This is a genomic window from Nonomuraea sp. NPDC049714 (assembly GCF_044465295.1).
GTDB lineage: Bacteria > Actinomycetota > Actinomycetes > Streptosporangiales > Streptosporangiaceae > Nonomuraea.
This window is the reverse complement of sequence record NZ_JBITLM010000006.1, coordinates 169,927-194,472: the sequence shown is the minus strand read 5'-3', so window position 1 is coordinate 194,472 and position 24,546 is coordinate 169,927. Positions and strand designations below refer to the sequence as shown.

Below are 24,546 nucleotides of genomic sequence, written 5' to 3'. Positions count from 1 at the left end.
GTCAGTCGACCACGATGGCGGCGATCACCAGGGCGCAGGCCGCGACGAAGGCCGCCAGCGAGTCGTACGCCCAGGTCACGCGGGCCGGGCCCGGCTCCTCCTTGCGGAGCTTGGCCCGCTCGGCGCGGTCGGTGATCTGCTCGCCCACCCAGTCGGCATGCGTCTTGCCGGCGAACGCCTCGGCGGCGGCCTGCTCGGCCTTCGGGAGTGTGGGCTCGGTCGGGTAGCGGCCTCGGCGCGGCACGGGGGCGCCCCTGCGCTGCGCCTTGGCCCGCTCCCTGGCCGAGCTCACCGGCGTCCACAGCCGCAGCATCCGCTCGTCGTCGTAGCCGACGTTGATCGAGTGGGAGACCGTCACGTCGCCGACCGACGCCCACGGCACGAACGTCGAGCGCAGCGGGTTACGCCCGAGCAGGCCCTCCTCGGTGAACACGGTGGCCGGCCGGAGCGCGATCACGTAGACCACCACGGTCAGCACGCCGAGCACGGCCAGCGCCACCATGGACGGCTTGCCGCTGTAGCGGGCGATCAGGTCGTAGACGTTGAAGACGACGAAGGCCACCCAGACCCAGCCGAGGACGAGCGCGGTCCTGGATCGGTAGACCTGTTTCACGGCTGCCACTTGAGCTGCGCGAACCCTGGCTTGATCACGCCGTTGATCAGCGCGAGCCGCTCGTCGAACGGCAGGAACGCCGACTTCATCGCGTTGACCGTGAACCACTGCAGGTCGTCCCACCCGTAGTCGAACGCCTCCACGAGCTTGGCGAACTCCAGCGAGTGGCTGGTGCCGCTCATCAGCCGGTTGTCGGTGTTGACCGTCACCCGGAAGTGCAGGCGGCGCAGCAGCCCGATCGGGTGCTCGGCGATGGACGCGGCGGCTCCGGTCTGCAGGTTGGAGGTGGGGCACATCTCCAGGGGGATGCGCTTGTCCCGCACGTAGGCGGCCAGCCGGCCCAGCTTGGCGGTGCCGTCGTCGGCCACCGAGATGTCGTCGATGATCCGCACGCCGTGTCCCAGCCGGTCGGCGCCGCACCACTGGATGGCCTGCCAGATCGACGGCAGCCCGAACGCCTCGCCCGCGTGGATGGTGAAGTGCGCGTTCTCCCGCTGGAGGTATTCGAAGGCGTCCAGATGGCGGGTGGGAGGGTAGCCCGCCTCGGCCCCCGCGATGTCGAACCCGACCACGCCGACGTCGCGGTAGCGCACGGCCAGCTCGGCGATCTCCATCGAGCGCGCCTGGTGCCGCATCGCGGTCAGCAGGGTCCCGACCCTGATCCCCCGGCCCGCCGAGCCCTGCTCGAACCCCTCCAGCACGGCCTGGACGACCTCGTCGAGGCTGAGGCCGCGCGTGGTGTGCTGCTCGGGCGCGAAGCGCACCTCGGCGTAGACGACGCCGTCGGCGGCCAGGTCCTCGGCGCACTCGGCCGCCACCCTGACCAGGGACTCGCGGGTCTGCATGACGCCGACGGTGTGGTCGAACGTCTCCAGGTAGCGCTCCAGCGACCCGGAGTCGGCGGCCTCCTCGAACCAGACCCGGAGGCTCTCGGGGTCGGTGGCGGGGAGCCGGTCGTAGCCGGTCTCGCGTGCCAGGTCCACGATGGTCCCGGCCCGGAGACCACCGTCGAGATGGTCGTGGAGCAGGACCTTGGGTGCCCGCCGGATCTCGTCAAAGGTGGGGCTCATCCGCCCATGATACGAGTCCGACCGGCGGATGCTCCCCCTTGGCTCATGCGGCGCGGATCAGGCACGGGTCAGGCACGGGTCAGGCACGGGTCAGGCACGGGTCAGGCTCTGTTGGCCGTGTCGGGGCTGAAGGCGGGAAGGCAGACGGCGATGTATTCGGCGCCCTCGGCGCCGGTGCTGTAGCGGACCTTCTCCCCCGGCTCGGTCACCAGGGTCTGCCCCGCTGCGACCTCGGTGGTGCCCCCGGCGTGCTCGACGAGGACGGTGCCGCGCAGCACCACGGTGTACTCGGTGAAGGCCGGTGTCTGGGCGGGCTCCTCCCAGCCGGGCGGGGCGACCATGTGGGCGATGGACAGCGCCTCGTCGCCGCTGCTGACCCGGCCGACGTGCTCGTCGATGAGCTTGCCGCCGGGCACCGGGATCCGTGAAGGTCCTTCTAGCTTTCTCACCACCGGGTCAGTGTCCCACGTCGATGACCAGGCGGTCGGGGCTGGTGTACTCCTTCACCCGGAAGGTCCTGGTCCGGTCGCTGATCAGGGCGATGCCGACGTGCCCTTCGAAGTCGCCGGTGGAGACGATGCCGGTGACGGCGGTGAGCGGCTCCGCCGACGTGCCCGTCCAGGTCGGCTCGCCGGCCTCGGTGTGGGCCTCGGCCGGGATGAGCATGACGTGCAGGGCCTGGCCGCCGTCGAGGTCGATGGGCTTGCCGGCCCCCTCGGTCTCCACCTTGCTCTTCCAGCGCACGGTGTAGCCGGGGACGTCGCCCTCGAAGTCGACGACCACCCGGTCGAACCCGTCGTGCCGGGCGACGCGGACGCCCGTCACCCTGGCCGGCACCATGCCCTCGCGCGGGACCTGCACCGGCGTGGTGCCCGTCGGCGAGGGCGCGGTCCCGGCGGGCGTCCTGGCCGGGGCGGACGTCTCCGGCGGACCGGTCGTGGGGCCGGACGGGGATCCGGACGACGACGGGGAAGACGTGCTGGTGGTGGTGCGCGCCGCGCTCCCGTCCGGCTGAGCCGTACCGCAGGACAGCAGGAGCGCGCCGCAGACGGCGAGCGGGACGAGACGCGCGATGTTCATGTGTGGGGAATGCCCGCTCGCACTTCCGTGAAGCGCCCCGTTGTCGGATCGACATGAGACAGGAGCGGGCCCCGCGCACGCGGGGCCCGCTCCTGCACCGGAATCTCCGATATGTGAGCCCGCCGGTCGACGGATCAGACCGTTTCGTACGCCTTCAGGTCGTCGGCCTCGACGGCCACGGGCTTACGTACCCGCAGACCGGTTGCCGAGATCGCGACGCCGACCAGGGCGAGCACCAGGCAGACCACGATCGCCGCGCGCAGCGAGCCGATCGAGAGCCCGCCGCCGCCCGAGGTGAGCACGGCGGTGACCACGGCCAGCACGACGGCGCCGCCCACCTGACCCGAGGTGTTGAGCAGCCCGGAGGCCAGGCCCTGCTCCTCGTCGTCCACGCCGTTGGTGGCCTGGATGTTCAGCGGCGGGAACGACAGCGCGAACGCGACGCCCAGCAGGAGCATGCCGGGCAGCACCAGGCCACCCAGGCTCGGCGTGTCGCTGATGCCGAGGAACATCGCGTACCCGCCGGCGAGGGAGGCCGCGCCGATGACGATCAGCTTGCCGGTGCCGAACCGGTCGGCGAGGTTCCCCACCCTGGTGGAGCTGAGGGCCACGATCACGCCCGCGGGCAGGAACACCAGCGCGGTGCCCAGGGCCGACCAGCCGAGCAGGTTCTGGAAGTACTGCATGGCCACGAACTGGAAGGACACGTACGAGCCCATGAGGATGAACAGGCCCAGGTTGGCCCGCACCAGCGGGCGGGAACGCAGGATGCCGAGCCGTACCAGCGGGTGCTTCATCCTGAGCTCGGCGAACACGAACAGCCCGAGCAGGGCGGCGACGGCGACCAGCGAGCCGATCGTGCGCAGGGAGGCCCAGCCGACCTCGGGCGCCTGCACCACGGTGAAGACCAGCAGCAGCATGGAGGCGGTGACCAGCACGGCGCCGAGCAGGTCGTGGCCGCCCTCGGGCCGCTCCTCCACCGGGCGCGGCAGCACCCTGAGCGCCGCCACCAGCGCGATGACGGCGACCGGCACCGGCATCAGCAGCGTGTAGCGCCAGTCGAGTTCGGTCAGCAGTCCGGAGATCACCAGGCCGAGCGAGTAGCCGCTGGCCCCCGAGGCGGTGAAGATGCTCAGCGCCTTGTTGCGCTGCGGCCCCTCGGGAAACGTCGTGGTGATGATCGACAAGGCGGCGGGCGCGGTGAAGGCGGCGGCGACACCCTTGACGAAACGCGCGGCGATCAGCAGCGCGCCATCGTCCACCACGCCACCTAGCAGCGAGGCGACGGCGAAAACGGCCAGTGCGACCAGGAAGACCCTGCGTCGCCCGAGCAGATCGGCGACCCTGCCTCCGAGCAGGAGAAGACCGCCGTATCCGAGCACATATCCGCTGACGACCCACTGCAGGGTGGAGGTGGAAAGTCCGAGCTCATGCTGGATGGACGGCAACGCGATGCCGACCATCGACACGTCGAGTGCGTCAAGAAAGATCACTGCGCAGAGCACGGCGAGCGCACTCCACCGGGAACCGTGTTTAGAGGACATGAGGGGAAACATTACATGCAGTCGCATCTAATGCAAGCGCATTAAATGTCCTTGCATCGGTTTGACCTAAGTGGTACTCTCCGGCCATGGACGAGCAGTACGTGGTCAGCACCTGGCATTACGTCCTGGCCAAGCACGCCAAGGCGATGTGCGCGCTGGAGCGCGAGCTCGGTGCCAGGCACGGCCTGGGGCCCAGCGAGTTCGAGGTCCTCGACCGCATCGTCCACCACGACCGTAAGCTGCGCATCCAGGAGCTCTGCGATGAGGTGCACCTGAGCCAGAGCGCGCTCTCGCGGGTGGTGGCACGCCTGGAGAAGGCCGAGCTCGTCTGCCGCGGCGTCTGCGACTCCGACCGGCGCGGCGTGTTCGTCTCCATCACCGACGAGGGGCGCGCCCGCCACCACGCGGCTCTCCCCACCCACCGAGAGGTCCTGGCCGAGGTCTTCGCCGACGCCCCCGCACCGGTCGGATAGGCGGCGCGGCCGCATCGGGCGGGCTCCCGCCCGCCCGATCGCTCAGGCGGTGATGCGGTCGATGACCAGGGGCAGCGGCTCCTGACCGGTCGTCCCCACCTCGAAGCCGTCCGCCAGCGCCTCCAGCGCCCGGCCGAACCGGGCCGGGTCGTCGGCGTGCAGGGTGAGCAGCGGCTCCCCCTGCCTGACCACGTCGCCCGGCTTGGCGTGCAGCGTGATGCCCGCCCCGAACGACACCGGGTCCTCCTTGCGCGCCCGGCCCGCACCCAGCCGCCAGGCCGCCAGCCCCACGGCGTAGGCGTCCAGCCTGGCCAGCACGCCCGACGCGGGGGCCTCGACCACCAGGGTCTCGGCCGCCGTGGGCAGGGGCGCGTCCGGATCGCCGCCCTGGGCGGTGATCATGCGACGCCAGGCGTCCATGGCCGAGCCGTCCCGCAGCGCCTCGGCCGGGTCCTTGCCGGCGATCCCGGCGGCCTCCAGCATCTCGGCGGCCAGCCGTACCGTCAGCTCCACCACGTCGGACGGCCCGCCGCCCGCGAGGACCTCCACCGACTCCTCGACCTCCAGCGCGTTGCCCACCGCGCGGCCGAGCGGGCGGTCCATCGCGGTGAGCAGCGCCACCGTGCGCACGCCCGCGTCGGTGCCCAGCGCGACCATGGTCTCGGCCAGCTCACGGGCCCGCTCCGGGGTCTTCATGAACGCGCCGGAGCCCACCTTGACGTCCAGCACCAGTGAGCCGGTGCCCTCGGCGATCTTCTTCGACATGATCGACGAGGCGATGAGCGGGATCGACTCGACGGTGCCGGTGACGTCGCGCAGCGCGTACAGCTTCTTGTCGGCGGGCGCCAGGCCGGAGCCGGCGGCGCAGATCACCGCGCCGGCGGCGCGCAGCACGCCGAGCATCTCGTCGTTGGACAGTGAGGCCCGCCAGCCGGGGATGGACTCCAGCTTGTCCAGCGTGCCGCCGGTGTGGCCGAGGCCACGGCCGGACAGCTGCGGGACGTAGGCGCCGCAGGCGGCCACCAGCGGCGCGAGCGGCAGCGTGATCTTGTCGCCGACGCCGCCCGTGGAGTGCTTGTCGGCGGTCGGCCGGTCGAGCGCCGACCAGTCCATCCGCTCGCCCGAACGGATCATCGCCTGGGTCCAGCCGGCGATCTCCCGCCGGTTCATCCCGTTGAGCAGGATCGCCATGTTCAGCGCGGCCATCTGCTCGTCGGCGACCTCGCCGCGCGTGTAGGCGTCGATCACCCAGTCGATCTGGGCGGCCGTCAGCTCGCCACCGTCCCGCTTGGCGACGATGACCTCGATGGCGTCCATCAGCCCATCCGTGTCAGGTCGTCGGGGCCGAACGCGTAGGGCAGGATCTCGGCCATCCGCTTCGGCCCGTCGACGGTCTCGACCAGCAGCTCCTCACCGCCGAACTCGAAGAGCAGCTGGCGGCAGCGCCCGCACGGCATGAGCAGCTCGCCGTGGCCGTCGACGCAGGTGAAGGCCACCAGCCTGCCGCCACCCGAGGACTGCAGCGCGGAGACCAGGCCGCACTCGGCGCACAGGCCGACGCCGTAGGAGGCGTTCTCCACGTTGCAGCCGGTGACGATCCGGCCGTCGTCGACCACGGCGGCCGCGCCGACGGGAAACTTGGAGTAGGGGGCGTAGGCGTGGTGCATGGCCTCGACGGCCTTGTCACGGAGCGCGTCCCAGTTGATGGTCAATGTTGTTCCCCCCGGCGATAGCTCACGCCGTCGGCCTTGGGCATCCGCAGGCGCTGCGAAGCCACCAGGAGCACGAGCAGCGTGAGCACGTGCGGCGTGATGAAGACGAATTCGTTCGGCAGTGTGTCGACGGTCAGCCAGAGCCAGATCAGCACGACCGCGCCCGCCGCCATCCCGGCCAGGACGGTGTACTCCCTGGCGCCCCGGGCGGTGAGCTCGGCCGGCCTGGCCGGCGACAGCATGGCACGGGCCCTGACACCAAGATAGATCAGCAGCAGGATCGCACCGAACAGCAGGAACGACGTGACCGCGCCGGCGCTGCGCAGTTGCAGGCCGTCGGCGTAACCGAACAGCGCGGCGCCCGCCGCGAGCCCGCCCGGCCGCCAGTTGCCGAAGATCATGGCCGCCAGGCCGATGAACCCGCGCCCGCCCGTCTGCCCCTCGACGTACTTGGTGGTCACGAAGACCAGGAACACGCCGCCGAGCCCGGCGAACGCGCCGGAGATGACGACCGCGACGTACTTGATCCGGTAGACGTTCACGCCCAGCGACTCGGCCGCCCACGGGTTCTCGCCCGCCGAGCGCAGCCGCAGCCCGAAGGAGGTGCGCCAGAGCACGTAGAACGTCAGCGGGAGCAGCAGCACGGCCAGCACCACCAGCAGGTTCACGTTGTACGTGAGCCCGCGCAGGATGCCCGCGACGTCCGACAGCAGGAACCAGTGCGTACGTTCCAGGCTCCCCAGCCAGTCGGGGCCGGAGGAGAACAACGGCAGGCTGATCCGTGGCGGCTGGGACGACAGCGCCGGCGAGGTGGTGATGCCGGCGCCCGCCTCGCCCGCCGGGGTGCCCTCCTTGTAGAGCACCTCCGACAGGAAGCGGGTGACGCCGGGCCCGAGCAGGTTGATCGCGACGCCGCTGATGATGTGGTCGACGCCGAAGGTGACGGTGGCGATGGCGTGGATCAGCCCGCCCAGCGCGCCTGCGGCCAGTCCGGCCAGCAGCGCGGCCATGGGGCCCCACTGGTAGCCGGCCCAGCCGGCGAACCAGGTGCCGAGCACCATCATGCCTTCGAGCCCGATGTTGACCACGCCGGCCCGCTCGGCCCACAGGCCGCCCAGCCCGGCCAGGCCGATCGGCACCGCCAGCATCAGCGCGGCGGCGAACGTGCCCGAGGAGGTGATGTCGTTGGCGCCGGACACGACCCTGACCAGCGACATCAGCAGGATGAGCACGGCGACGCCGATGAGTGCCAGATGGTATTTGCGAGTCCTGGTCGATCCCGCGACGGTCGTGGTCGTCATGCTGCCACCTCAACGGGAGTGTTCCTGCCGAGCTCCTGAGCGGCCCGCCGTTCCTCACGCCGCAGCGCGAGCCTCCTGGTGATCTCGTTGGCGATGACGACCAGGAGGACGATCGTGCCCTGGATGATGACGACGACCGAGGGCGGCACGTTGGCGAACTGCAGCGGCCCCTGAGCGTGCTCAAGGAAGCCGAACAGCAGCGCGGCGATCGCGATGCCGACGGGCTGGTTACGGCCCAGCAGCGCGACGGCGATGCCCAGGAAGCCCAGGCCGGGGGTGAAATTGGAGCCGAAGGCGTGCTTGTCGCCGAGGATCTCGGGCAGCCCGATCAGCCCGGCGATCGCGCCGGAGAGCACCATCGCGGCGATGACCATCTTCTTCGCGTTGACGCCCGAGGCCGCCGCGGCCGACGGGTTCAGGCCGCTGGCCTTGAGCTCGAAGCCGAACCGGGTCCGCTCCAGCAGCACCCAGAGTCCCACGCCGAGCAGGATCGCCACGATCAGGAAGCCCCACAGCCCGCCACCGCGCGGCGCGGGCAGGCCGAACAGCTCGAAGATCCAGTTGAGGTTGGGGAACCAGGCGGACTCCGGCAGCTCCGGCGTGCTGGTGGTGAGCAGCCCCTCGCTCCGCTCGCCGGTGAAGGGACCGCGGACGAGGAAGGCCGCCAGGTTGATCGCGATGTAGTTGAGCATGATCGTGGAGATGACCTCGTTCACCCCCCTGGTCACCTTCATGACGGCCGGGATCAGCGCGTAGAGGCCGCCCACGACCGCCGCCACCATGATGATCACGGTGATCTGGATCGGGGCGGGCGCGGTGAACGTCGTGCCGACGTAGGCGGCGCAGATGGCCGCGATCCGGTACTGGCCCTCCACACCGATGTTGAAAAGGTTCATCCGGAAGCCGACGGCCACCGCGAGACCCGCGATGAACAGCGTCATGGAGCGGTTGAGCATCGAGGCGACGCCGTTGACCGCAGACCGCTCGGTCGCGCCGAAGTCGAAGAACGCGGCGAAGGCGTCCCCCGGGCTGGCGCCCGCCGCGAGGATCGCCACGCTGGAGATGACGAGGGCCACCACGATGGCCGCGACGGCGCCTACGACGGTCAGCAGCGCCCGGTAGAGCCCTGCGGGCATCACGTCTCCTCAGTACCGGTGATGGCACCGGTCATGTATCCACCCAGTCGTTCGGGCGTGACATCGGACGGGTCGAGCCGGGCGACGAGCCGCCCCCGGTAGATGACGTGCAGCGTGTCGGACAGGCCGATCAGCTCGTCGAGGTCCGCCGAGATCAGGAGTACGGCCAGCCCGACGGCTCTGGCGTCGCGCAGGTGGTCCCAGATGGCGGCCTGCGCGCCCACGTCGACGCCCCTGGTGGGGTGGGCGGCGATGAGGAACTTGGGCTTGCCGCTCATCTCCCGGCCGACGATCAGCTTCTGCTGGTTGCCGCCCGACAGGGCCAGCGCCAGGGTGTCGACCCCCGGCGTGCGCACGTCGTAGTCCTTGATGATGCGCTCGGTGTCGGCCTTGGCGTCGCGCCTGTTGACGAAGAAGCCGTTGCGCGCGGGCGGTCTGGTCTGGTGGCCGAGCACCCGGTTCTCCCAGAGCGAGGCTTCCAGCAGCAGGCCCTGGCGGTGACGGTCCTCGGGGATGTAGCCGACGCCCGCCTCGCGACGCCGCAGGGTGGACCAGGAGGTGATGTCGGCGTCGCCGAGCAGGATGCCGCCGTGCGCCGGGCGCAGGCCCATGATCGCCTCGATCAGCTCGGTCTGCCCGTTGCCCTCGACCCCGGCGACGCCGAGGATCTCGCCCTCGTGGATGTCGAACGACACGCCGTCCAGGAGCAGTCGCCTGCCCTCCTCGCGGACGCGGTCGAGGTAGAGCTCGACCGAGGTGCCCGCGGGCACCGGCCGGTGGCCGTCGGCCTCCATGGTCAGGCCGGACACCCGCAGCGCCACGGTGTCGGTCACGGTGGACTCGCGGGTCTCCGGGGTGGGCAGCTCGCTGCCGACCATGAGCTCGGCGAGCTGCCGGGCGGTGACGTCCGCGGGGGCCACGCTGGCGACCGTGGTGCCGCGCCGGATCACGGTGATCGCGTCGGCGATGTCGAGCACCTCGTCGAGCTTGTGGGAGATGAAGATGACCGTGAGGCCGCCGGCCTTGAGCTCGCGCAGGTTGTCGAAGAGCTCGTCGACCTCCTGCGGCACCAGGACCGCGGTCGGCTCGTCGAGGATGAGGATGCGCGCGCCCCGGTGGAGGACCTTGAGGATCTCCACCCGCTGACGGTCCCCGACTCCCAGGTCCTCCACCAGCCGGTCGGGGTCGACCCGCAGGCCGTGCCTCTCGGCGAGGTCGTTGATCCGGGCGCGGGCGCCGGCCACGTCCAGGCCGACACCCTTCCTCGGCTCGGCGCCGAGGACGATGTTCTCCAGGACGGTGAAGTTGTCGGCGAGCATGAAGTGCTGGTGGACCATGCCGATGCCGGCGCCGATGGCGTCGCTGGGGGTCCGGAAGCCGACCTCGGCGCCGTTGACCCTGATGGTGCCCTCGTCCGGCTTCTGCATGCCGTACAGGATCTTCATCAGCGTCGACTTGCCCGCGCCGTTCTCCCCTACGATCGCGTGCACCGTGCCGGGTTCGACGGTGATGCGGATGTCGTGGTTGGCCACGACACCGGGGAAGCGTTTGGTGATGCCCTCCAGTTGTACGGCGGGGTGCACCGCGGCGACGGTGTCAGCGTTCATCGGCCGCTCATTCGATCTCTCCTAGAGCCTGGCAGATAAGCCAAAGGCCCGGGTCTCGGTGACGCCGGGCCCTCGGTCGATGGACGTCCTTAGATTACGGCTTGCTCGGAACGGTGATCGTGCCGTCCACGATGCCCTTCTTGGCCTCGTCGAGCTTGTCCTTGATGTCGTCGATCTCGCCACCGGTGGTGGCCAGGCCCACGCCGTCAACCTTGAGGTCGTAGACCACGTCGTTGCCGCCCTTGGCGCCGCCCTGGAAGGACTTGATGAACTCGAAGACGCCCACGTCGACGCGCTTGAGCATCGAGGTCATGATGACCGACTGGAGGTTGGTCTCCTTGATGGTCTGGCGCTGGTCGGAGTCGACGCCGATGGCCTTCTTCTTGGCCGCGGCCGCCGCCTGGAACACGCCGAGGCCGGAGTCGCCGGAGGCGTGGTAGACGATCTCCGCGCCGTCCTGGTACATCTTCTCGGCCGCGACCTTGCCCTTCTCGGGGGCCTTGAAGCCGCTGAAGTCGCCGTCGGGGGTGAGGTACTTCACGTCGATCTTGGCGTCGGCCTTGACCGACTTCACGCCGGCCGCGAAGCCCGCCTCGAACTTCTTGATCAGGTCGTTCTCGACGCCGCCGACGAAGCCGACGTGGCCGCTCTCGGCCTTGGTCGCGGCGGCGACGCCCGCCAGGTAGGAGCCCTGCTCCTCGGCGAACAGCAGGCCGGTGACGTTGGCCGCGTTGGAGGCCGAGTCGACGACCGCGAACTGGATCTCGGGGTATTCCTCGGCGGTCTTCTTGATGTCCTCGCCGTAGGCGAAGCCGACGCCGATGATCGGGTTGTAGCCCGCGTCGGCCAGCTGACGCAGCAGCTCGCCTCGGTTGGAGCCGTCTGAGGCGGGGCTCAGCTCCTTGATCTCGGCGCCGAGCTCGGTCTTGGCCTTCTCCAGGCCGGCGTAGGCGGCGTCGTTGAAGGACTTGTCGCCACGGCCGCCGATGTCGAACGCGAGGCCGACCTTGAGGGCCCCCGCGGCCGGCGCGCTGCTCGCGTCGGCGGAGGGCTGAGCGCTCGCCGTGGTGTCCCCGCCGGTGCTGCCACCGCCGCAGGCCGCGGCCGCCATGAGCATGACACCGGCTGCAGTGCCGGTCGCCAACCTGCCGAATCGCTTGCTGAGCAAGGCGACTCCCTTCCATTTCCCCGCCGTCGAACTTCATCGCGGGCGCGAAGAAACGTACGGCAACCCTGCACGGAAGATAGTTGGTTGACCAGGGCATACCAAACCGCAGCACAGGGTCGCAACCGCTCCGTTATCGACATCAAGCGCGTCCGTGACCTGATGCGCCTGGTGAGAGCCTCCGGCAAGTTTTACCGAACTTTGGGTCTCGCCAGCACTTCGTCCACGGACGATCATGTCAGGGATTCCCACCAACGGTGGAAATATCGTCTGGAGTCCCCTCATGCATCCCTGGAAGGCACTCGCCGTGCCGCTCACGGCGGCCATGGTCCTGACCATGGCCGCCGCGCCCGCCATGGCGACCATCCCCGCCATCACGGTCGCCGACAACGCGACCCAACCGGTCTTCTCCCGCGCCGACGCCATCAAGCAGACGGTCTTCGTCGAGGTCGCGGGCACCGACAGCGACAGCGACGGCAAGCCCGACCGCGTCGCCGTCGACATCCTGCGGCCCAAGGAGACCGACCAGGGCCTCAAGGTCCCGGTGATCATGGAGTCGAGCCCCTACTACGCCGGCGGCAACGACGTGGCCAACCACCCGGTGGACGTCGACGAGCACGGCAACCCCCTGCCCAGCGCGTTACGCTCGGTGGGCAAGGTGGACTCTGAACCGTTCGACAGCTACTACGACAACTACTTCGTGCCCCGCGGGTACGCCGTCGCGCTGGTGGAGAACCTCGGCAGCGGCCGCGCCACCGGCTGCCCCACCACCGGCGCCCCCAACGAGACCGCAGGCCCGAAGGCCGCGATCGACTGGCTGAACGGCCGCGCCAAGGGCTTCGACGCCGACGGCCGGCCCGTCCAGGCGAGCTGGTCGACCGGCAAGGTCGGCATGATCGGCGTCTCCTACAACGGCACGCTGCCCAACGCGGTGGCCGCCACCGGGGTGAAGGGCCTGGAGACGATCGTGCCGATCGCCGCGATCTCCTCCTGGTACGACTACTACCGGGCCAACGGCGGCGTGCTCGCGCCCGGCGGCTTCCAGGGCGAGGACGCGGACGTGCTGGCCAAGTACGTGCTCACCCGGGAGAACGGCCAGGAGGCCTGCGGCGCGGTGATGGACCACCTGACGGCCGCGCAGGACCGGATCACCGGCGACTACAGCCGCTTCTGGGACGACCGCAACTACCTCAACGACGTGCGCAAGGTCAGGGCCAGCGTCTTCCTGGTGCACGGCCTCAACGACTGGAACGTCAAGACCAAGCAGGCCGCCCAGTGGTGGGAGGCCCTCGCCGAGCGGCGCGTGCCGCGCAAGATCTGGCTGCACCAGGGCACCCACATGAACCCGTTCAGCCTGCGCACCGCCGAATGGCTGCGCCAGCTGCACGGCTGGTTCGACCACTGGCTGTACGGGATCGACAGCGGCATCATGCGGGAGCCGCAGGCCGATGTGGAGATCGCCGCCGGCCGGTGGGGGCAGCACGCCTCCTGGCCGCTGCCCGGCGCCAGGCCGGTGCGGCTGTGGCTGGGCTCGGGCGCCGAGCTGAGCCCGCGTCCCCGCGCCCACTCCGGCCGCGAGTCGTTCACCGACCAGAAGACCCGCACCGCTGAGCAGCTCGTGGAGACCGCGCCCGCGCCGGATCCGAACCGGCTGGCCTACCTCACCGGCGCCCTGCCCACGGACGTGCGCATCTCGGGCACGCCCACGGTGTCGGTGCGGGCCTCGATGAAGAACGGCTCCTCGCCGTACCTGACGGCCCTGCTCGTCGACTACGGCGAGGACACGCGCCCCAACGGCACGCTGGTGCCGACCGGCGAGAGCTATTGCTACGGCCAGGGCGTCCCGGGTGACACCGGGTGCACGGCGCTGCGCGAGCTGGGCACGGAGGCGACCCCGTACAAGATCGTCACCCGGGGCTGGCTGGACGTCCGCAACCGTGACCGGGCCGACCGGTCCGTGCCGGTCAGGCCGGGCAAGGAGTACGGCTTCAGCTGGGACTTCCAGCCGCAGGACTACGTGTTCAAGAAGGGGCACCGGATCGGCGTCGTGATCATCTCGACGGACTACGACTACACCCTGCGCTACCCGGCGGGCACCGAGGTCACGGTGTCACCCGGACACTCGTCGCTCAAGCTGCCGATCGTCTCCGGCCGGTTCTCCTGAGACACGACGGCGGCGAAGGACTCTCGTGAGTCCTTCGCCGCCGTGCGCTCAGGTCAGGCCAGTGCGGAGGTGATCTCGTCCGCCGACGGCAGGTGGCCGCCCTCGAACAGGGCGGTCAGCGCGGTGGTGGCCATCAGGCGGACGCCCATCGCGATGGCCCGCTCGTCGATGTCGAACGTGCCCTGGTGGATGTCGTAGGTGATGCCCGTCTCCGGGGAGCGGGTGCCGAGCCGGGCGAACGCGCCGGGGATCGACTCGAGGTACCAGGCGAAGTCCTCGCCGCCGAGCGACTGCTGCGCCGGCACCACCGCGCCGGCGCCCAGGGCGCGGGTGGCGGCCTCGGCCAGCATGTCCACGCTGAGCTCGTCGTTGACCACGGGCGGCACGCCCCGGGTGTAGTCCATCGTGGCCTCCACGCCGTAGGCGCCGGCGACGGACTCCAGCAGTGCCTTGATCAGGTCGGGGGCGGCGTGCCAGGCGTCCTCGTCCAGGCAGCGCACAGTGCCCTCGGCCACGCCCACGTCCGGGATGGCGTTGGCGGCGGTGCCGGCCTGGACCTTGCCCCAGACGAGGCTGAGCGAGGAGCGGGGGTCGACCCGGCGCGACAGCGCGGCGGGCAGCTCGGTCAGGATCTTGGCGAGGGCGAAGACCAGGTCGGCGGTGAGATGCGGCCTGGCGGTGTGGCCGCCCGGCCCCGACACCCTGATCACGAGCTTGTCGCAGGCGGAGGTGATGGGCCCGGCCTTGAGCCCGACCTGGCCGACGTCGATGCGGGGGTCGCAATGGAGACCGATGATGCGCTCCACGCCGCTGATGCCGCCCTGGGCCATGACCTCCAGCGCGCCGCCGGGAAGCTCCTCGGCGGGCTGGAAGATCAGCCGCACCCGGCCCGGCAGCAGCCCGGCCGCGGCCTGCTGGGCCAGGAAGAGCGAGGTGCCGAGCAGGATCGCGGTGTGGACGTCGTGGCCGCACGCGTGACAGGAGCCGGGGACGGTGGAGCGGTAGGGCAGCTCCTTCTCGTCCTGGAGCGGCAGAGCGTCGATGTCGGCGCGCAGCGCCACGATCGGGCCGTCGCCGCCGCCCACGTCACAGATCACCCCGGTGCCGCGGGGCAGCACCGTCGGGACCAGTCCGGCGGCCAGCAGCCGCTCGGCGATCCGCTGAGTCGTGCGGTATTCGGCGAAGGCCAGCTCCGGATGCATGTGCAGGTCGCGGCGGAACGCCACCAGATCCTGCTCCGTCTCCGCCAGGAACGCGTCGAGTTCCCCTCGAAGCTCACGTCCCTGCATCTGTCACCATCCCGTCCTATGCCATGCGATGACAATGCCCGGCATCGCACCGCTCATAGCGCCATTTTCCGTCATTTGTCCCACTGCGCGCGGAGGCTGTTCGGGTCGGAACAGCCGTCCGGCCAATCAGATGCCACACCCACTGGTTTCGGTGCCAAAAAAAGATCGTCAGCACGGGGTCGCGGATCTCGGCCGCCTGAAGGGTGGACAACCGCCGCAGCCCGGAAACACAGCGGTCGGCCGTGGAACCTGGCGATGCTTCGACTTTATCGCCCTCACGGGGCCTCGCGGCGCCAACTACACCAAAAGTTAGCCGACTGCGTGCCCGTAACCATGGATCGTCACGCTCTGTGACCGTACGCCTGACCCGAATATGGTCATAACGGATCATTAATTGGTGACCCGATGTCGCTACTTCCAAACGTGGTCAGCGATTCCGAATCGTGTGACCTTACGTCATGGTCATGACACTACCGCGCTGGCTGCATTTGCGAATAATGCGTGTTTCACTCGCTATATGATCACTAACATCCCGTTCGGGGAGAAGTATGCCAGGTTGAGCATCTTCGAGCCGGGCGAGGGGACCCTGGTGGTCGTACCCTCGCTGTCTCTTCCGCAGGACGAGCTGCGCCGTATCACCGGAGCGCGCTATTACGAGGAGCGCCTGCTCTTCCTGCTCATGACGCTCCGCCGGCCCAAGGTCAAGGTGGTCTACCTCACCTCCGCGCCGATCGACCCGGAGATCGTCGACTACTACCTCGCCTTCCTGCCCGACCCGGAAGAGGCCGCCAAGAGGCTGGAGCTCATCAGCCTCGACGAACCGCGTCTCCAACCCCTGACCAGAACGTTACTTTCCTGTCCCGATGTCCTGGATCGGTTACATTCGGTCATCGAAGGTGACGCATGGCTCATCCCGTTCGTACGCAGCGAGCTGGAGGAAGAACTCGCCTCGTCACTGAACGTTCCCCTCTACGGTCCCGCCACGACGCTGGCCTACTACGGCTCCAAGAGCGGCTCGCGCGAGGTGGGCACCGCGGCGGGCGTGCCCATGGCCCGCGGCTTCGGCGACCTGCGCACGCTGACCGAGATCGAGGACGCGATCGAGTCGCTGCCGGGCGAGCGGGTGATCGTCAAGCTGAACGACGGCTATTCGGGGCTGGGCAACGTCATCCTCGCCAAGGACGACCGGTCACGCAGCAGCTTCTCGGCCGCCGGGGAGACCTGGGCCAGCTTCACCGGCAAGGCCCTGGAGCGGGGGGCCGTCGTCGAGGAGTACATCGAGCACCGGCCGCTGTTCTATCCCAGCGCGCTGGCCCGCGTCACGCCCGGCGGGCACCACGAGGTGCTCGCCACCCACGACCAGGTGCTCGGCGGCCCCAACGGCGACGTCTACCAGGGCTGCACCTTCCCGGCGGCCGAGGAGTACCGCGCCGACGTGAGCGCCTCGGCGGACAGGATCGCCGAGGTCCTGGCGGGCAAGGGCGTGGTCGGGCTGTTCGGCATGGACTTCTTCGCCATGAAGACCGACGCGGGCTACGCGGCCCTGCTGTGCGAGATCAACCTGCGCATCGGCGGCACCACCCATCCCTACGGCGCGGCGCTGCTGGCCACCGGGGCCACCTACGACCCGGCCACCGGCCTGCTCATGGCGGACGGCCGGCCCAAGCACTACACCGCGACCGACAACTGCTCGGCCTCCTGCCTGCGCGGGCGGACGCCGGGCGAGGTGGTGCGCACGGTGCAGCGGCTCGGCCTGGGCTACGACCAGGAGACGCGCACGGGCAACGTCTTCCACCTGCTGGGCGCCCTCCCCGAGCACGGCAAGCTGGGCTTCACCTCCATCGGCGACTCCCGAGACCAGGCCGACGAGCTGCACGCCCGCACTAAACGCGTCCTCTGCGGAGACCTCGCACCCCGATGACCAGGAGCACGATCGCCAGGACGACGTTGACCGCGATCAGGATCCCGTGGACCACGTAGAAGCTGGTCGCGTGCCCGTCGGCCAGGTTAAACCCCAAGTTGATCCACTCGAAGACCATGAACACGCCGAGTGCGATGAGGAATCCGGCGATCTTTCGTGACATGCCACTCTCTCTAGCGTTGAAGGCAGACCATCGGGGGATGTGTCGCCGCATGGGCAACAACACGAAGCTACGCTGAGACCGCAATGTGGACGAAACTGGTGTCTGCCACGGCACTCCTCACCGCGGTAACTCTCGCCGGCCCCGTCATGGGAGCCGCTCAGGCCGCGCCGACCCCTCCCCCGGTGGGCGGCGACTCGCTCGGCAGTCGCGGCCTGGTCAAGCCCGCGGGCATCAAGGCACCGCCGAAGACCAAGGCGACCTCGTTCGTGATCGCCGACCATGAGACGGGTCAGGTGCTCGCGGCCAGGGACGCCCACGGGCGTTACCTGCCCGCCAGCACGCTCAAGATGCTGACCGCGCTCACCCTCATCCCCAAGCTCGACAAGAACCTCACGGTCAAGCCGAGCCGCAACGCGGTCAACCAGGAGGGCAGCGCGGTCGGCCTGCGGCCCACGCCGATCTACAAGGTCGACGACCTGTTCAAGGCGCTGATGATGTCCTCGGGCAACGACGCGGCGATGGCGCTGGCCGAGACCAACGGCGGCCTGGACCAGACCATGAGCGACATGAACGCCGAGGCCAAGCGCCTGCAGGCCAACGACACCGTGGCGATCACGCCCAGTGGGCTGGACAAGCCCGGGCAGAGCAGCTCGGCGTACGATCTGGCGCTCATCGCCCGAGCCGGCCTGGCCAACCCCGATTTCCGCCGATATATCAGTACGAAGAGCGCGAAGTTCCCGGCGCCCAAGAAGAAGTTCTACGAGATCAGCAACCACAACAAGCTGCTGTGGCGCTACAAGGGCATGATCGGCGTCAAGAACGGCTGGACCTCCAAGGCCCATGGCGCCTTCGTCGGCGCGGCCACCCGCGACGGCCACACGATCATCGTCTCGATCATGAGGCACAAGGGCTACTTCTGGGACGAGGTCACCAAGCTGCTCGACTGGGGCTTCACCGCCAGGGGCAAGGTCACCCCGGTCGGGCAGCTCGTCGACCCGCTGCCCGAGCAGGCGGCTCAGGCACCGGTCCAGCAGGCCGCCCCGACGATCAGCGCGCCGGCCGTGGCGCCCTCTGTGACAGGCTCCGGCACGACCGCCGCCAGGCCGCTGCTCGACCACGCCGCCTCCGAGCAGACCGTCACCAGCCGCACGCTGGGCTCCGCCGTCATCGGCGGCGGGCTGCTGTTCGGGCTGGTCTGGCTCGGGTACGGCATCCGCCGCAGGCGCCGGTCACGACTGTGACGCCTGTTCGGATGCCTGCTGGGCGGCTCCCTGGGCCGACGACGGGACGGGTGACGGCGAAGGCGGCGGGGTGAGACCCGCCGTGGCGGTCCAGGCGGCCACGTAGAGCACCAGCCGGGTGGAGACGTTGATCCAGATCAGCAGCCCGACCATGACCGCGAACGCGCCGTACACCGGATTGCCCAGCGTCTGGGCCAGCAGCAGCGACGCGATCTGCTTGAGCGCGCCGAAGCCGACCGCGCCCAGCAGCGCCCCCTTGGCGATCACCCGGAACGGCTGGGCGAGCCTGGCGACCCAGCCCAGCAGGATCACGAACAGCACCCAGTCCGCGCCCACGCTGCCCAGGAGCCCCACGAGCCAGGTCGCCGCCGTGACCACCGGTGAGCTGTCGCCGAAGAGGAAGAGCGCGACGGTCCTGGTCGCCTGCGTGGCCAGCCCGCCCGCCAGCACCGACACGATCAGCGTCACCCCCAGCATCAGCAGGGAGGCGAGGTCGCGCAGCTTGCCGACGAAGAAGTTGAGCGGCGGCGCGGTGGTCATCGAGATCTCCCGCAGCGCCCCGCGCAGCGCGTCCACCGCCCCCAGGCCCGCGTAGAGCAGCCCGAGCAGGCCGATGATCCCCGCGGTCGCCTTGGCGTCCTCGACGGATCTCAGGTCGAGCCGGTCGGCCAGACCGGGCAGCTGCTCCAGGATCGCCGCCCGCAGGGCCTGCTCCACGCTCTGGTCGAACACCAGCAGATAACCCAGCAGCGCGAAGGCCAGCGCGAGCAACGGGAAGAACGACAGGAACGCGAAGTAGGTGACGGCTCCCGCCAGGCGGTCGCCCGACTGCCCCTGATAGCGCTGGACGGTCCTGATCAGGTGGTCGAGGAACGGCCTGCGCACACGCCAGTGCTCCATCAGCCGGCGCCCCCGGCTCTTGGCCGCGTCGATCCGCTGGGTCAGGCTCGCCATCACGGTGCCTCTCAGGTCCCCCATATATCGGCAGACCTGCCCTGAAGCGGGCTTCTGTATCCACCGGGCGAACTTTGTACCACGCCCTACATCAGGCCGCCACAACCTCCACCGAGCCCTCCCGCCTACAGCGTGAACAATTCGGCAGGTTTGAAGTGGGATCTTCGGCAGATTTTAAGACCCAGGCTCGGCAGATTTAAAGGGCGACCCACGGCAGACTTAAAAACGCAGCTAGGCTGGACCCATGCGAGAAGCCATCGATTACCTCCCACGACGTGCGGCTTCCCTGGTGTACGAGGCCTTGGATGACACACGTGTGGTGGTCATCAACGGTGCCCGTCAGGTGGGTAAGAGCACTTTGGCCGAGAGGGTGTGGCGCAACGCGCCGAACGGCGTCGCGCGCTTTCTCGACGATCCGACGGTACGCGTATCAGCGCACGACGACCCGATCCGATTCGTGCAGCATCCCGGTCTCATGCTCATCGATGAGGTGCAACGCGTTCCGGATCTATGGCTCGCGATCAAGCATGTCGTGGATCGGGATCCCCGTCCTGGACGGTTTCTTCTCACCGGCTCTGCCCGGCTTCTTGGCCTGCGCAGTCTCCCTGACGCGCTACCTGGCAGGTCCGAGACCATCGAGCTGTGGCCACTGTCCGTGGGGGAGATCGACGGGCACGAGGATGGATTCGTCGACGCGTCGTTCGATCAGGGAGCCGACCTGCGCAGCGAGTGGCTCGGGCTGCGGAAGAAGGATTACCTGGCCCTGGCTGCACGTGGTGGCTATCCGGAAGCCGTCAAGAGGACCGCTCCGAAGCGTCGGCAGCGCTTCTTCGAGGCGTACGTCGCGGATCTGCTCGCGCGCGACGTCCAGCAAGTAGCCGATATCGCGCGAGCGAGCGAGATGCGCCGCCTCATCTCCCTCCTGGCGGGTCAGACCGCCGGCCTCCTCAATATCAACAGGCTCGCGAACGAGTTGCAGGTATCCAACCCGACCGTTCGTCACTATGTGGACATTCTGGAGACGATCTTCCTGGTCCGTCTCCTGCCCGGCTGGTCGGCCAATGCCACCACGCGTGCTGTCGCGACGCCTAAAGTGATCTTCGTCGACCCCGGGCTCGCCGGCTACCTGACGACCGGCACCGGCGCGGCGCCTTTGGGCGGCCTCTTGGAGAATTTCGTCCTCAGCGAGATCTGCAAGCAGCTCACCTGGTCGAACACTCCCGCACGGCTGTTCCACTACCGGGACCGGGATCAGTACGAGGTCGACGGTGTCATCGAGAACAACGCGGGCGAGATCATCGGTATCGAGGTCAAGTCAGCGGAGACCGTACGCAGTGAGGATTTTCGGGGGCTTCGGCTTCTTCAGCGGCGCCTGGGTGACCGTATGCGAGCGGGGTTCGTTCTCTATTGCGGGTCGGAGTCGCTGAGTTTCGGGGACGGGCTGACCTGCCTTCCCATCTCCGCCCTGTGGACGACACGCTCCGGGGAGGAGTGACGGGGGCGGGCTGTCAGGGCCCGCCCCCACGGCGTCAGAGGGTGGGGAGGAAGCCGACCCGGTCCCGGACCTCGGCCATGGTCCGGCGGGCCACCAGGCGGGCGCGCTCGGCGCCGATGGCCAGTAGGCGGTCGAGCTCCACCTCGTCGGCCAGGAGCTTCTCGGTGCGCTCGCGGATCGGCGTGAACGTCTCGATCACGGCCTCCGCCACGTCCTTCTTGAACGTGCCGTAGCCCTGCCCCTCGTAACGGGCGACCAGGTCGGGGATGGCGGTCCCGGTGAGCGCGGACTGGATGCGCAGCAGGTTGGAGATGCCCGGCTTGTTCTCCTCGTCGAAGAGCACCTCGGAGCCGGTGTCGGTGACGGCGCGCATGACCTTCTTGCGCAGCGGCCCCGGCTGCTCCAGGACGTCCAGGATGCCCCCGGGGCTGGAGGAGGACTTGGACATCTTCGCCGACGGGTCCTGGAGGTCGGTGATCTTCTCGACCTCCTTGAGGATGTACGGCTCCGGGATCGTGAAGGTGTCGCCGAAGCGGTGGTTGAAGCGCTGGCCGAGGTCGCGGGTGAGCTCCAGGTGCTGCTTCTGGTCGGCGCCCACCGGGACGCTGTTGGCCTGGTAGATCAGGATGTCGGCGGCCTGCAGGATCGGGTAGGTGAACAGCCCGACGCTGGCGGCCTGCTCGCCGAACTTGGCGGACTTGTCCTTGAACTGGGTCATCCGGGCGGCTTCGCCCATGCCGGTCTGGCAGATCAGGATCCACGCCAGCTCGGTGTGCTCACGGACGTGCGACTGCACGAAGACCGTGGAGCGCTCGGGGTCGAGCCCGGCGGCGAAGAGCTGCGCGGCGGCGACCCGGCTGCGGCGGCGCAGGGCGGCGGGCTCGGTCGCGACAGTGATCGCGTGCAGGTCCACCACGCAGTAGAAGGCGTCGTGGGTCTCCTGCAGCGTGACCCACTGACGAACCGCACCCAGGTAGTTGCCCAGGTGGAAGGAGTCCGCTGTGGGCTGGATGCCGGAGAGTACACGAGGTCTGGCCATAGCAGGCAATTGTGTCAGGAATCCTGTTCGGGAGGCGACTCGACCGGCCCTCGGCGTTTCACTCTCACCCTGGCGATACGGCGGCCGTCGAGCTCGGTCACGGTCAGCTCGAAGCCGGGCACCTCGACCCGCTCGTTCAGCTCCGGGACGTGCCCGAGCATGGCCATGACGAAGCCGCCCAGCGTCTCGTAGGGCCCGTCGGGCAGCCGGATGCCGGTCTCGGTGGCGAAGTCGTTGAGGTTCGTCAGGCCGTCGATCTCGATCTCGCCGGCGGGCAGGATCACGGTGTCGTCCTCGATGTCGTACTCATCCCTGATGTCGCCGATGAGCTCCTCGACCAGGTCCTCCATGGTCACGATGCCGGCCGTGCCGCCGTACTCGTCGATGACGATGACCATGTGCTGCCCCTCGTCGCGCATCTCCGACAGGGTCGTGAGCAGGCGTTTGGAGGCGGGCACGAACTTCGCGGGCCTGATGGGCACCAGCTCGCTCAGCGGCTCGGTGCGCCCGGTGAGCACCGGGTCCAGCAGGTCCCGCACGTGCACGAACCCGATGACCTCGTCATAGGACTCGCGGTAGACGGGGAAGCGCGAGTGCGGCAGCCCGGCCGCCAGCACCGCGGCCTCGGCCAGCGGCGTGTCGGCCTCCATGAACTCCACCTCGGTGCGCGGCAGCATGACCTCGCGCAGCTGCCGCTTGCCGGCGGCGAACACCTCGGCGATGAGGTTGCGCTCGTCGGGGGTCAGCTCGGCGTGCCCGACGACCATGTCCCGCAGCTCCTCGGTGGTCACCTCCTCCCTGTCGGCCTTCGGGTTGCCGCCGAGCAGCCTGACGACGCCGTCGGTCGACCTGGACAGCGCCCAGATGACGGGGCGCGACAGGGTGGCGAGGCTGTCCAGGAACGGGGCGACGACCAACGACAGCCCCTCGGCCCGCTGCAGGGCCAGGCGTTTGGGCGCCAGCTCTCCGAGCACCAGGGAGACGTACGAGATGGCCAGCGTCACCAGCACGAGCGCGAGCAGGGGGGAGACCGCGGTGGGCACCCCCCACCCCTCCAGGACGGGAGAGAGCTGCATGCCGAGCCGGTCGGCGCCGAAGGCGGCGGAGAGCATGGTGGCGACGGTCACGCCGATCTGCACGGCGGACAGGAACCGGTTGGGATCGCGGGCGAGCTTGGCCACCCGCTCGCCACGGCGGCCGAGCTGGGACAGCTTGCGGACCTGGCTCTCGCGCAAGGAGACCATGGCCATCTCGGCGGCGGCGAAGAACCCGCCGACCAGGATGAACAGCAGAACCAGGGCGATGTTGGCCGCGACGGTGTCAAACATGGTGTTTGGCAGCGTACTCGGCGACTTTCCCGCGTATGCTGAACGGCAAGCCGTACAAAATCAAACATATTCAGACAGGAGTGAACATGAGGCTGCTGGTCACCGGAGGTGCCGGATACGTCGGCAGCGTCGTCGCCGCGCAGCTCATCGAGGCCGGTCATGAGGTGACGGTGCTCGACGACCTGTCCACCGGGCACGCGGACGCGGTGCCGAGCGGTGCGCGGTTCGTCGAGGCCCCGATCACCGACGCGGGCGGCGCGCTCGACGGGGTGGACGCGGTGCTGCACTTCGCGGCCAAGTCACTGGTCGGCGAGTCGGTGCAGAAGCCGGAGCTCTACTGGGCCAACAACCTCGGCGGCACGCTGGCGCTGCTGGAGGCCATGCGCGAGCGCGACGTACGCAAGATCGTGTTCTCCTCGACGGCGGCCACGTACGGCGAGCCGGAGCGGGCGCCGATCCAGGAGAGCGACCCCACCCGGCCGACGAACCCCTACGGCGCCTCCAAGCTGGCCGTGGACACCGCCCTGTCGGCGTACGCGGGGCTGCGCGGTCTGGGCGCGGTCAGCCTGCGCTACTTCAACGTCGCCGGCGCCTACGGCCACTACCGCGAGCGGCACGCCGTGGAGACCCACCTCATCCCGAACGTGCTCAAGGTCGCCACGGGCGAGCGGGAGTCGGTCAGCGTGTTCGGCACCGACTACCCGACGGCCGACGGCACCTGCGTGCGCGACTACGTGCACGTCTCCGACCTGGCGCGTGCGCACCTGCTGGCGCTGGAGGCCTGTAAGGAGGGCGAGCACAAGGTCTACAACCTGGGCAACGGCACCGGCTTCTCGGTGGAGGAGGTGATCTCGGTCTGCCGTGAGGTCACCGGGCACGAGATCCCCTCGGTGGTCGGCCCGCGCCGTGCCGGGGATCCGGCGGTGCTGGTCGCCTCGTCCGAGAAGATCCAGCGTGAGCTGGGGTGGAAGGCCGAGCGGACCTCCCTGCGGGACATCGTCTCCGATGCCTGGGATGCGCTTTCCGACAATTGACCGTGTACCGGCGCAGAATTTATGCTCTGATACGAAATGTGAGGAACTTTTCACCAAGGGTTACGAAGGTGCTGTTCGGCATCCTCGTCGTGCTCGCCAGCATGACGGTCGCCGCCGGGGTGGTGTTCGCGACACCCGACCCCACCCCACGCGGCCCCGCGGCCACCCACCCGGCCACCCCGCTCCAGCCGTAGGCCGGGGATGGGCCGGGTGGGCG

General features: G+C 69.3%; 23 protein-coding genes. 7 read left to right on the top strand and 16 right to left on the bottom strand.

Going from position 1 to position 24,546, the window contains the following annotated elements:
- Position 1: 1 nt before the first annotated feature.
- The 5 genes from ACIBQX_RS24470 to ACIBQX_RS24450 all read right to left on the bottom strand — a co-directional run bounded on the left by ACIBQX_RS24470 (position 2) and on the right by ACIBQX_RS24450 (position 4,256).
- On the bottom strand, positions 2-613 hold the full coding sequence (locus ACIBQX_RS24470) for a hypothetical protein (protein WP_397008195.1): 612 nt from the start codon (positions 611-613) through the stop codon (positions 2-4).
- Positions 610-1,683, bottom strand: a complete 1,074-nt coding sequence (locus ACIBQX_RS24465; RefSeq protein ID WP_397008193.1) for an adenosine deaminase — start codon at positions 1,681-1,683, stop codon at positions 610-612. The genes ACIBQX_RS24470 and ACIBQX_RS24465 overlap by 4 nt, the downstream gene beginning before the upstream one ends.
- Positions 1,684-1,784: 101 nt before the next feature.
- Positions 1,785-2,135: a cupin domain-containing protein gene (locus ACIBQX_RS24460; protein WP_397008191.1), complete on the bottom strand. Its 351-nt coding sequence runs from the start codon at positions 2,133-2,135 to the stop codon at positions 1,785-1,787.
- 4 nt (positions 2,136-2,139) lie between these two features.
- Positions 2,140-2,763: a hypothetical protein gene (locus tag ACIBQX_RS24455; RefSeq protein ID WP_397008189.1), complete on the bottom strand. Its 624-nt coding sequence runs from the start codon at positions 2,761-2,763 to the stop codon at positions 2,140-2,142.
- A 134-nt stretch (positions 2,764-2,897) separates the two neighbouring features.
- Positions 2,898-4,256 carry an MFS transporter gene (locus ACIBQX_RS24450; protein WP_397008187.1) on the bottom strand — a complete coding sequence of 453 codons (1,359 nt, stop codon included), beginning with the start codon at positions 4,254-4,256 and terminating at the stop codon, positions 2,898-2,900.
- A gap of 137 nt (positions 4,257-4,393) precedes the next feature.
- On the opposite strand from ACIBQX_RS24450, the gene ACIBQX_RS24445 reads away from it, so the two are divergent.
- The gene (locus ACIBQX_RS24445; protein ID WP_397008185.1) at positions 4,394-4,780 is read left to right on the top strand and encodes a MarR family winged helix-turn-helix transcriptional regulator; all 387 of its coding nucleotides are present in this window, start codon (positions 4,394-4,396) and stop codon (positions 4,778-4,780) included.
- Positions 4,781-4,822: 42 nt separating this feature from the next.
- Here ACIBQX_RS24445 and ACIBQX_RS24440 read toward each other — a convergent pair whose 3' ends face one another.
- The 6 genes from ACIBQX_RS24440 to ACIBQX_RS24415 form a co-directional block, all read right to left on the bottom strand.
- On the bottom strand, positions 4,823-6,097 hold the full coding sequence (locus ACIBQX_RS24440; RefSeq protein ID WP_397008183.1) for a thymidine phosphorylase: 1,275 nt from the start codon (positions 6,095-6,097) through the stop codon (positions 4,823-4,825).
- Entirely contained in the window at positions 6,097-6,492 is a 396-nt protein-coding gene (locus tag ACIBQX_RS24435; RefSeq protein ID WP_397008181.1) for a cytidine deaminase, read from the bottom strand. Before ACIBQX_RS24435 ends, ACIBQX_RS24440 begins: the two co-directional genes overlap by 1 nt.
- Entirely contained in the window at positions 6,489-7,793 is a 1,305-nt protein-coding gene (locus ACIBQX_RS24430) for an ABC transporter permease (RefSeq protein ID WP_397008179.1), read from the bottom strand. The genes ACIBQX_RS24435 and ACIBQX_RS24430 overlap by 4 nt, the downstream gene beginning before the upstream one ends.
- Positions 7,790-8,929, bottom strand: a complete 1,140-nt coding sequence (locus ACIBQX_RS24425; RefSeq protein WP_397008177.1) for an ABC transporter permease — start codon at positions 8,927-8,929, stop codon at positions 7,790-7,792. Before ACIBQX_RS24425 ends, ACIBQX_RS24430 begins: the two co-directional genes overlap by 4 nt.
- Positions 8,929-10,536 carry an ABC transporter ATP-binding protein gene (locus tag ACIBQX_RS24420; RefSeq protein ID WP_397008175.1) on the bottom strand — a complete coding sequence of 536 codons (1,608 nt, stop codon included), beginning with the start codon at positions 10,534-10,536 and terminating at the stop codon, positions 8,929-8,931. The genes ACIBQX_RS24425 and ACIBQX_RS24420 overlap by 1 nt, the downstream gene beginning before the upstream one ends.
- 94 nt (positions 10,537-10,630) lie before the next feature.
- Positions 10,631-11,704 (bottom strand): BMP family protein, encoded by a 1,074-nt coding sequence (locus tag ACIBQX_RS24415; RefSeq protein WP_397008173.1) that lies wholly within the window; start codon positions 11,702-11,704, stop codon positions 10,631-10,633.
- A 280-nt stretch (positions 11,705-11,984) separates the two neighbouring features.
- Between ACIBQX_RS24415 and ACIBQX_RS24410 the strand changes: the two genes are divergently transcribed.
- Positions 11,985-13,865: a Xaa-Pro dipeptidyl-peptidase gene (locus ACIBQX_RS24410; RefSeq protein ID WP_397008171.1), complete on the top strand. Its 1,881-nt coding sequence runs from the start codon at positions 11,985-11,987 to the stop codon at positions 13,863-13,865.
- A gap of 53 nt (positions 13,866-13,918) precedes the next feature.
- Here the strand turns inward: ACIBQX_RS24410 and ACIBQX_RS24405 are convergent, their stop codons facing one another.
- On the bottom strand, positions 13,919-15,154 hold the full coding sequence (locus ACIBQX_RS24405) for a M20 family metallopeptidase (protein ID WP_397008169.1): 1,236 nt from the start codon (positions 15,152-15,154) through the stop codon (positions 13,919-13,921).
- Positions 15,155-15,671: 517 nt separating this feature from the next.
- Between ACIBQX_RS24405 and ACIBQX_RS24400 the strand changes: the two genes are divergently transcribed.
- Positions 15,672-17,075, top strand: coding sequence for a peptide ligase PGM1-related protein (locus tag ACIBQX_RS24400; protein WP_397008167.1), 1,404 nt, complete (start codon positions 15,672-15,674; stop codon positions 17,073-17,075).
- Here the strand turns inward: ACIBQX_RS24400 and ACIBQX_RS24395 are convergent.
- Positions 17,038-17,238, bottom strand: coding sequence for an SCO4848 family membrane protein (locus ACIBQX_RS24395; RefSeq protein WP_397008165.1), 201 nt, complete (start codon positions 17,236-17,238; stop codon positions 17,038-17,040). The genes ACIBQX_RS24400 and ACIBQX_RS24395 overlap by 38 nt on opposite strands.
- 98 nt (positions 17,239-17,336) lie before the next feature.
- Here ACIBQX_RS24395 and ACIBQX_RS24390 point away from each other — a divergent pair, with 98 nt between their 5' ends.
- On the top strand, positions 17,337-18,479 hold the full coding sequence (locus ACIBQX_RS24390) for a D-alanyl-D-alanine carboxypeptidase family protein (protein WP_397008163.1): 1,143 nt from the start codon (positions 17,337-17,339) through the stop codon (positions 18,477-18,479).
- On the opposite strand, the gene ACIBQX_RS24385 is transcribed toward ACIBQX_RS24390, so the two are convergent.
- Positions 18,468-19,457 carry a YihY/virulence factor BrkB family protein gene (locus ACIBQX_RS24385; RefSeq protein ID WP_397008161.1) on the bottom strand — a complete coding sequence of 330 codons (990 nt, stop codon included), beginning with the start codon at positions 19,455-19,457 and terminating at the stop codon, positions 18,468-18,470. The genes ACIBQX_RS24390 and ACIBQX_RS24385 overlap by 12 nt on opposite strands.
- A gap of 220 nt (positions 19,458-19,677) precedes the next feature.
- On the opposite strand from ACIBQX_RS24385, the gene ACIBQX_RS24380 reads away from it, so the two are divergent.
- Positions 19,678-20,928 carry an ATP-binding protein gene (locus ACIBQX_RS24380; RefSeq protein WP_397008159.1) on the top strand — a complete coding sequence of 417 codons (1,251 nt, stop codon included), beginning with the start codon at positions 19,678-19,680 and terminating at the stop codon, positions 20,926-20,928.
- 34 nt (positions 20,929-20,962) lie between these two features.
- On the opposite strand, the gene trpS is transcribed toward ACIBQX_RS24380, so the two are convergent.
- Together trpS and ACIBQX_RS24370 are read right to left on the bottom strand one after the other, a co-directional pair.
- Entirely contained in the window at positions 20,963-21,967 is a 1,005-nt protein-coding gene (trpS, locus tag ACIBQX_RS24375) for a tryptophan--tRNA ligase (RefSeq protein ID WP_397008157.1), read from the bottom strand.
- Positions 21,968-21,981: 14 nt separating this feature from the next.
- Positions 21,982-23,295, bottom strand: coding sequence for a hemolysin family protein (locus tag ACIBQX_RS24370; RefSeq protein ID WP_397008155.1), 1,314 nt, complete (start codon positions 23,293-23,295; stop codon positions 21,982-21,984).
- An 86-nt stretch (positions 23,296-23,381) separates the two neighbouring features.
- Between ACIBQX_RS24370 and galE the strand changes: the two genes are divergently transcribed.
- Together galE and ACIBQX_RS24360 are read left to right on the top strand one after the other, a co-directional pair.
- The gene (galE, locus tag ACIBQX_RS24365) at positions 23,382-24,329 is read left to right on the top strand and encodes a UDP-glucose 4-epimerase GalE (RefSeq protein ID WP_397008153.1); all 948 of its coding nucleotides are present in this window, start codon (positions 23,382-23,384) and stop codon (positions 24,327-24,329) included.
- 68 nt (positions 24,330-24,397) lie between these two features.
- Entirely contained in the window at positions 24,398-24,523 is a 126-nt protein-coding gene (locus tag ACIBQX_RS24360; RefSeq protein WP_397008151.1) for a hypothetical protein, read from the top strand.
- The last annotated feature ends 23 nt before the right edge of the window (positions 24,524-24,546 follow it).

Bases quoted from the DNA above. Each gene is read 5' to 3' on its own strand.
- ACIBQX_RS24425 (WP_397008177.1), bottom strand. From the start codon at position 8,929: ATGCCCGCAGGGCTCTACCGGGCGCTGCTGACCGTCGTAGGCGCCGTC.
- ACIBQX_RS24410 (WP_397008171.1), top strand. From the start codon at position 11,985: ATGCATCCCTGGAAGGCACTCGCCGTGCCGCTCACGGCGGCCATGGTC.
- ACIBQX_RS24370 (WP_397008155.1), bottom strand. From the start codon at position 23,295: ATGTTTGACACCGTCGCGGCCAACATCGCCCTGGTTCTGCTGTTCATC.
- ACIBQX_RS24395 (WP_397008165.1), bottom strand. From the start codon at position 17,238: ATGTCACGAAAGATCGCCGGATTCCTCATCGCACTCGGCGTGTTCATG.
- ACIBQX_RS24380 (WP_397008159.1), top strand. From the start codon at position 19,678: ATGCGAGAAGCCATCGATTACCTCCCACGACGTGCGGCTTCCCTGGTG.
- ACIBQX_RS24430 (WP_397008179.1), bottom strand. From the start codon at position 7,793: ATGACGACCACGACCGTCGCGGGATCGACCAGGACTCGCAAATACCAT.
- ACIBQX_RS24405 (WP_397008169.1), bottom strand. From the start codon at position 15,154: ATGCAGGGACGTGAGCTTCGAGGGGAACTCGACGCGTTCCTGGCGGAG.
- ACIBQX_RS24445 (WP_397008185.1), top strand. From the start codon at position 4,394: ATGGACGAGCAGTACGTGGTCAGCACCTGGCATTACGTCCTGGCCAAG.
- ACIBQX_RS24400 (WP_397008167.1), top strand. From the start codon at position 15,672: ATGATCACTAACATCCCGTTCGGGGAGAAGTATGCCAGGTTGAGCATC.
- galE (WP_397008153.1), top strand. From the start codon at position 23,382: ATGAGGCTGCTGGTCACCGGAGGTGCCGGATACGTCGGCAGCGTCGTC.
- ACIBQX_RS24420 (WP_397008175.1), bottom strand. From the start codon at position 10,536: ATGAACGCTGACACCGTCGCCGCGGTGCACCCCGCCGTACAACTGGAG.
- ACIBQX_RS24440 (WP_397008183.1), bottom strand. From the start codon at position 6,097: ATGGACGCCATCGAGGTCATCGTCGCCAAGCGGGACGGTGGCGAGCTG.
- ACIBQX_RS24455 (WP_397008189.1), bottom strand. From the start codon at position 2,763: ATGAACATCGCGCGTCTCGTCCCGCTCGCCGTCTGCGGCGCGCTCCTG.
- ACIBQX_RS24465 (WP_397008193.1), bottom strand. From the start codon at position 1,683: ATGAGCCCCACCTTTGACGAGATCCGGCGGGCACCCAAGGTCCTGCTC.
- trpS (WP_397008157.1), bottom strand. From the start codon at position 21,967: ATGGCCAGACCTCGTGTACTCTCCGGCATCCAGCCCACAGCGGACTCC.
- ACIBQX_RS24385 (WP_397008161.1), bottom strand. From the start codon at position 19,457: ATGGGGGACCTGAGAGGCACCGTGATGGCGAGCCTGACCCAGCGGATC.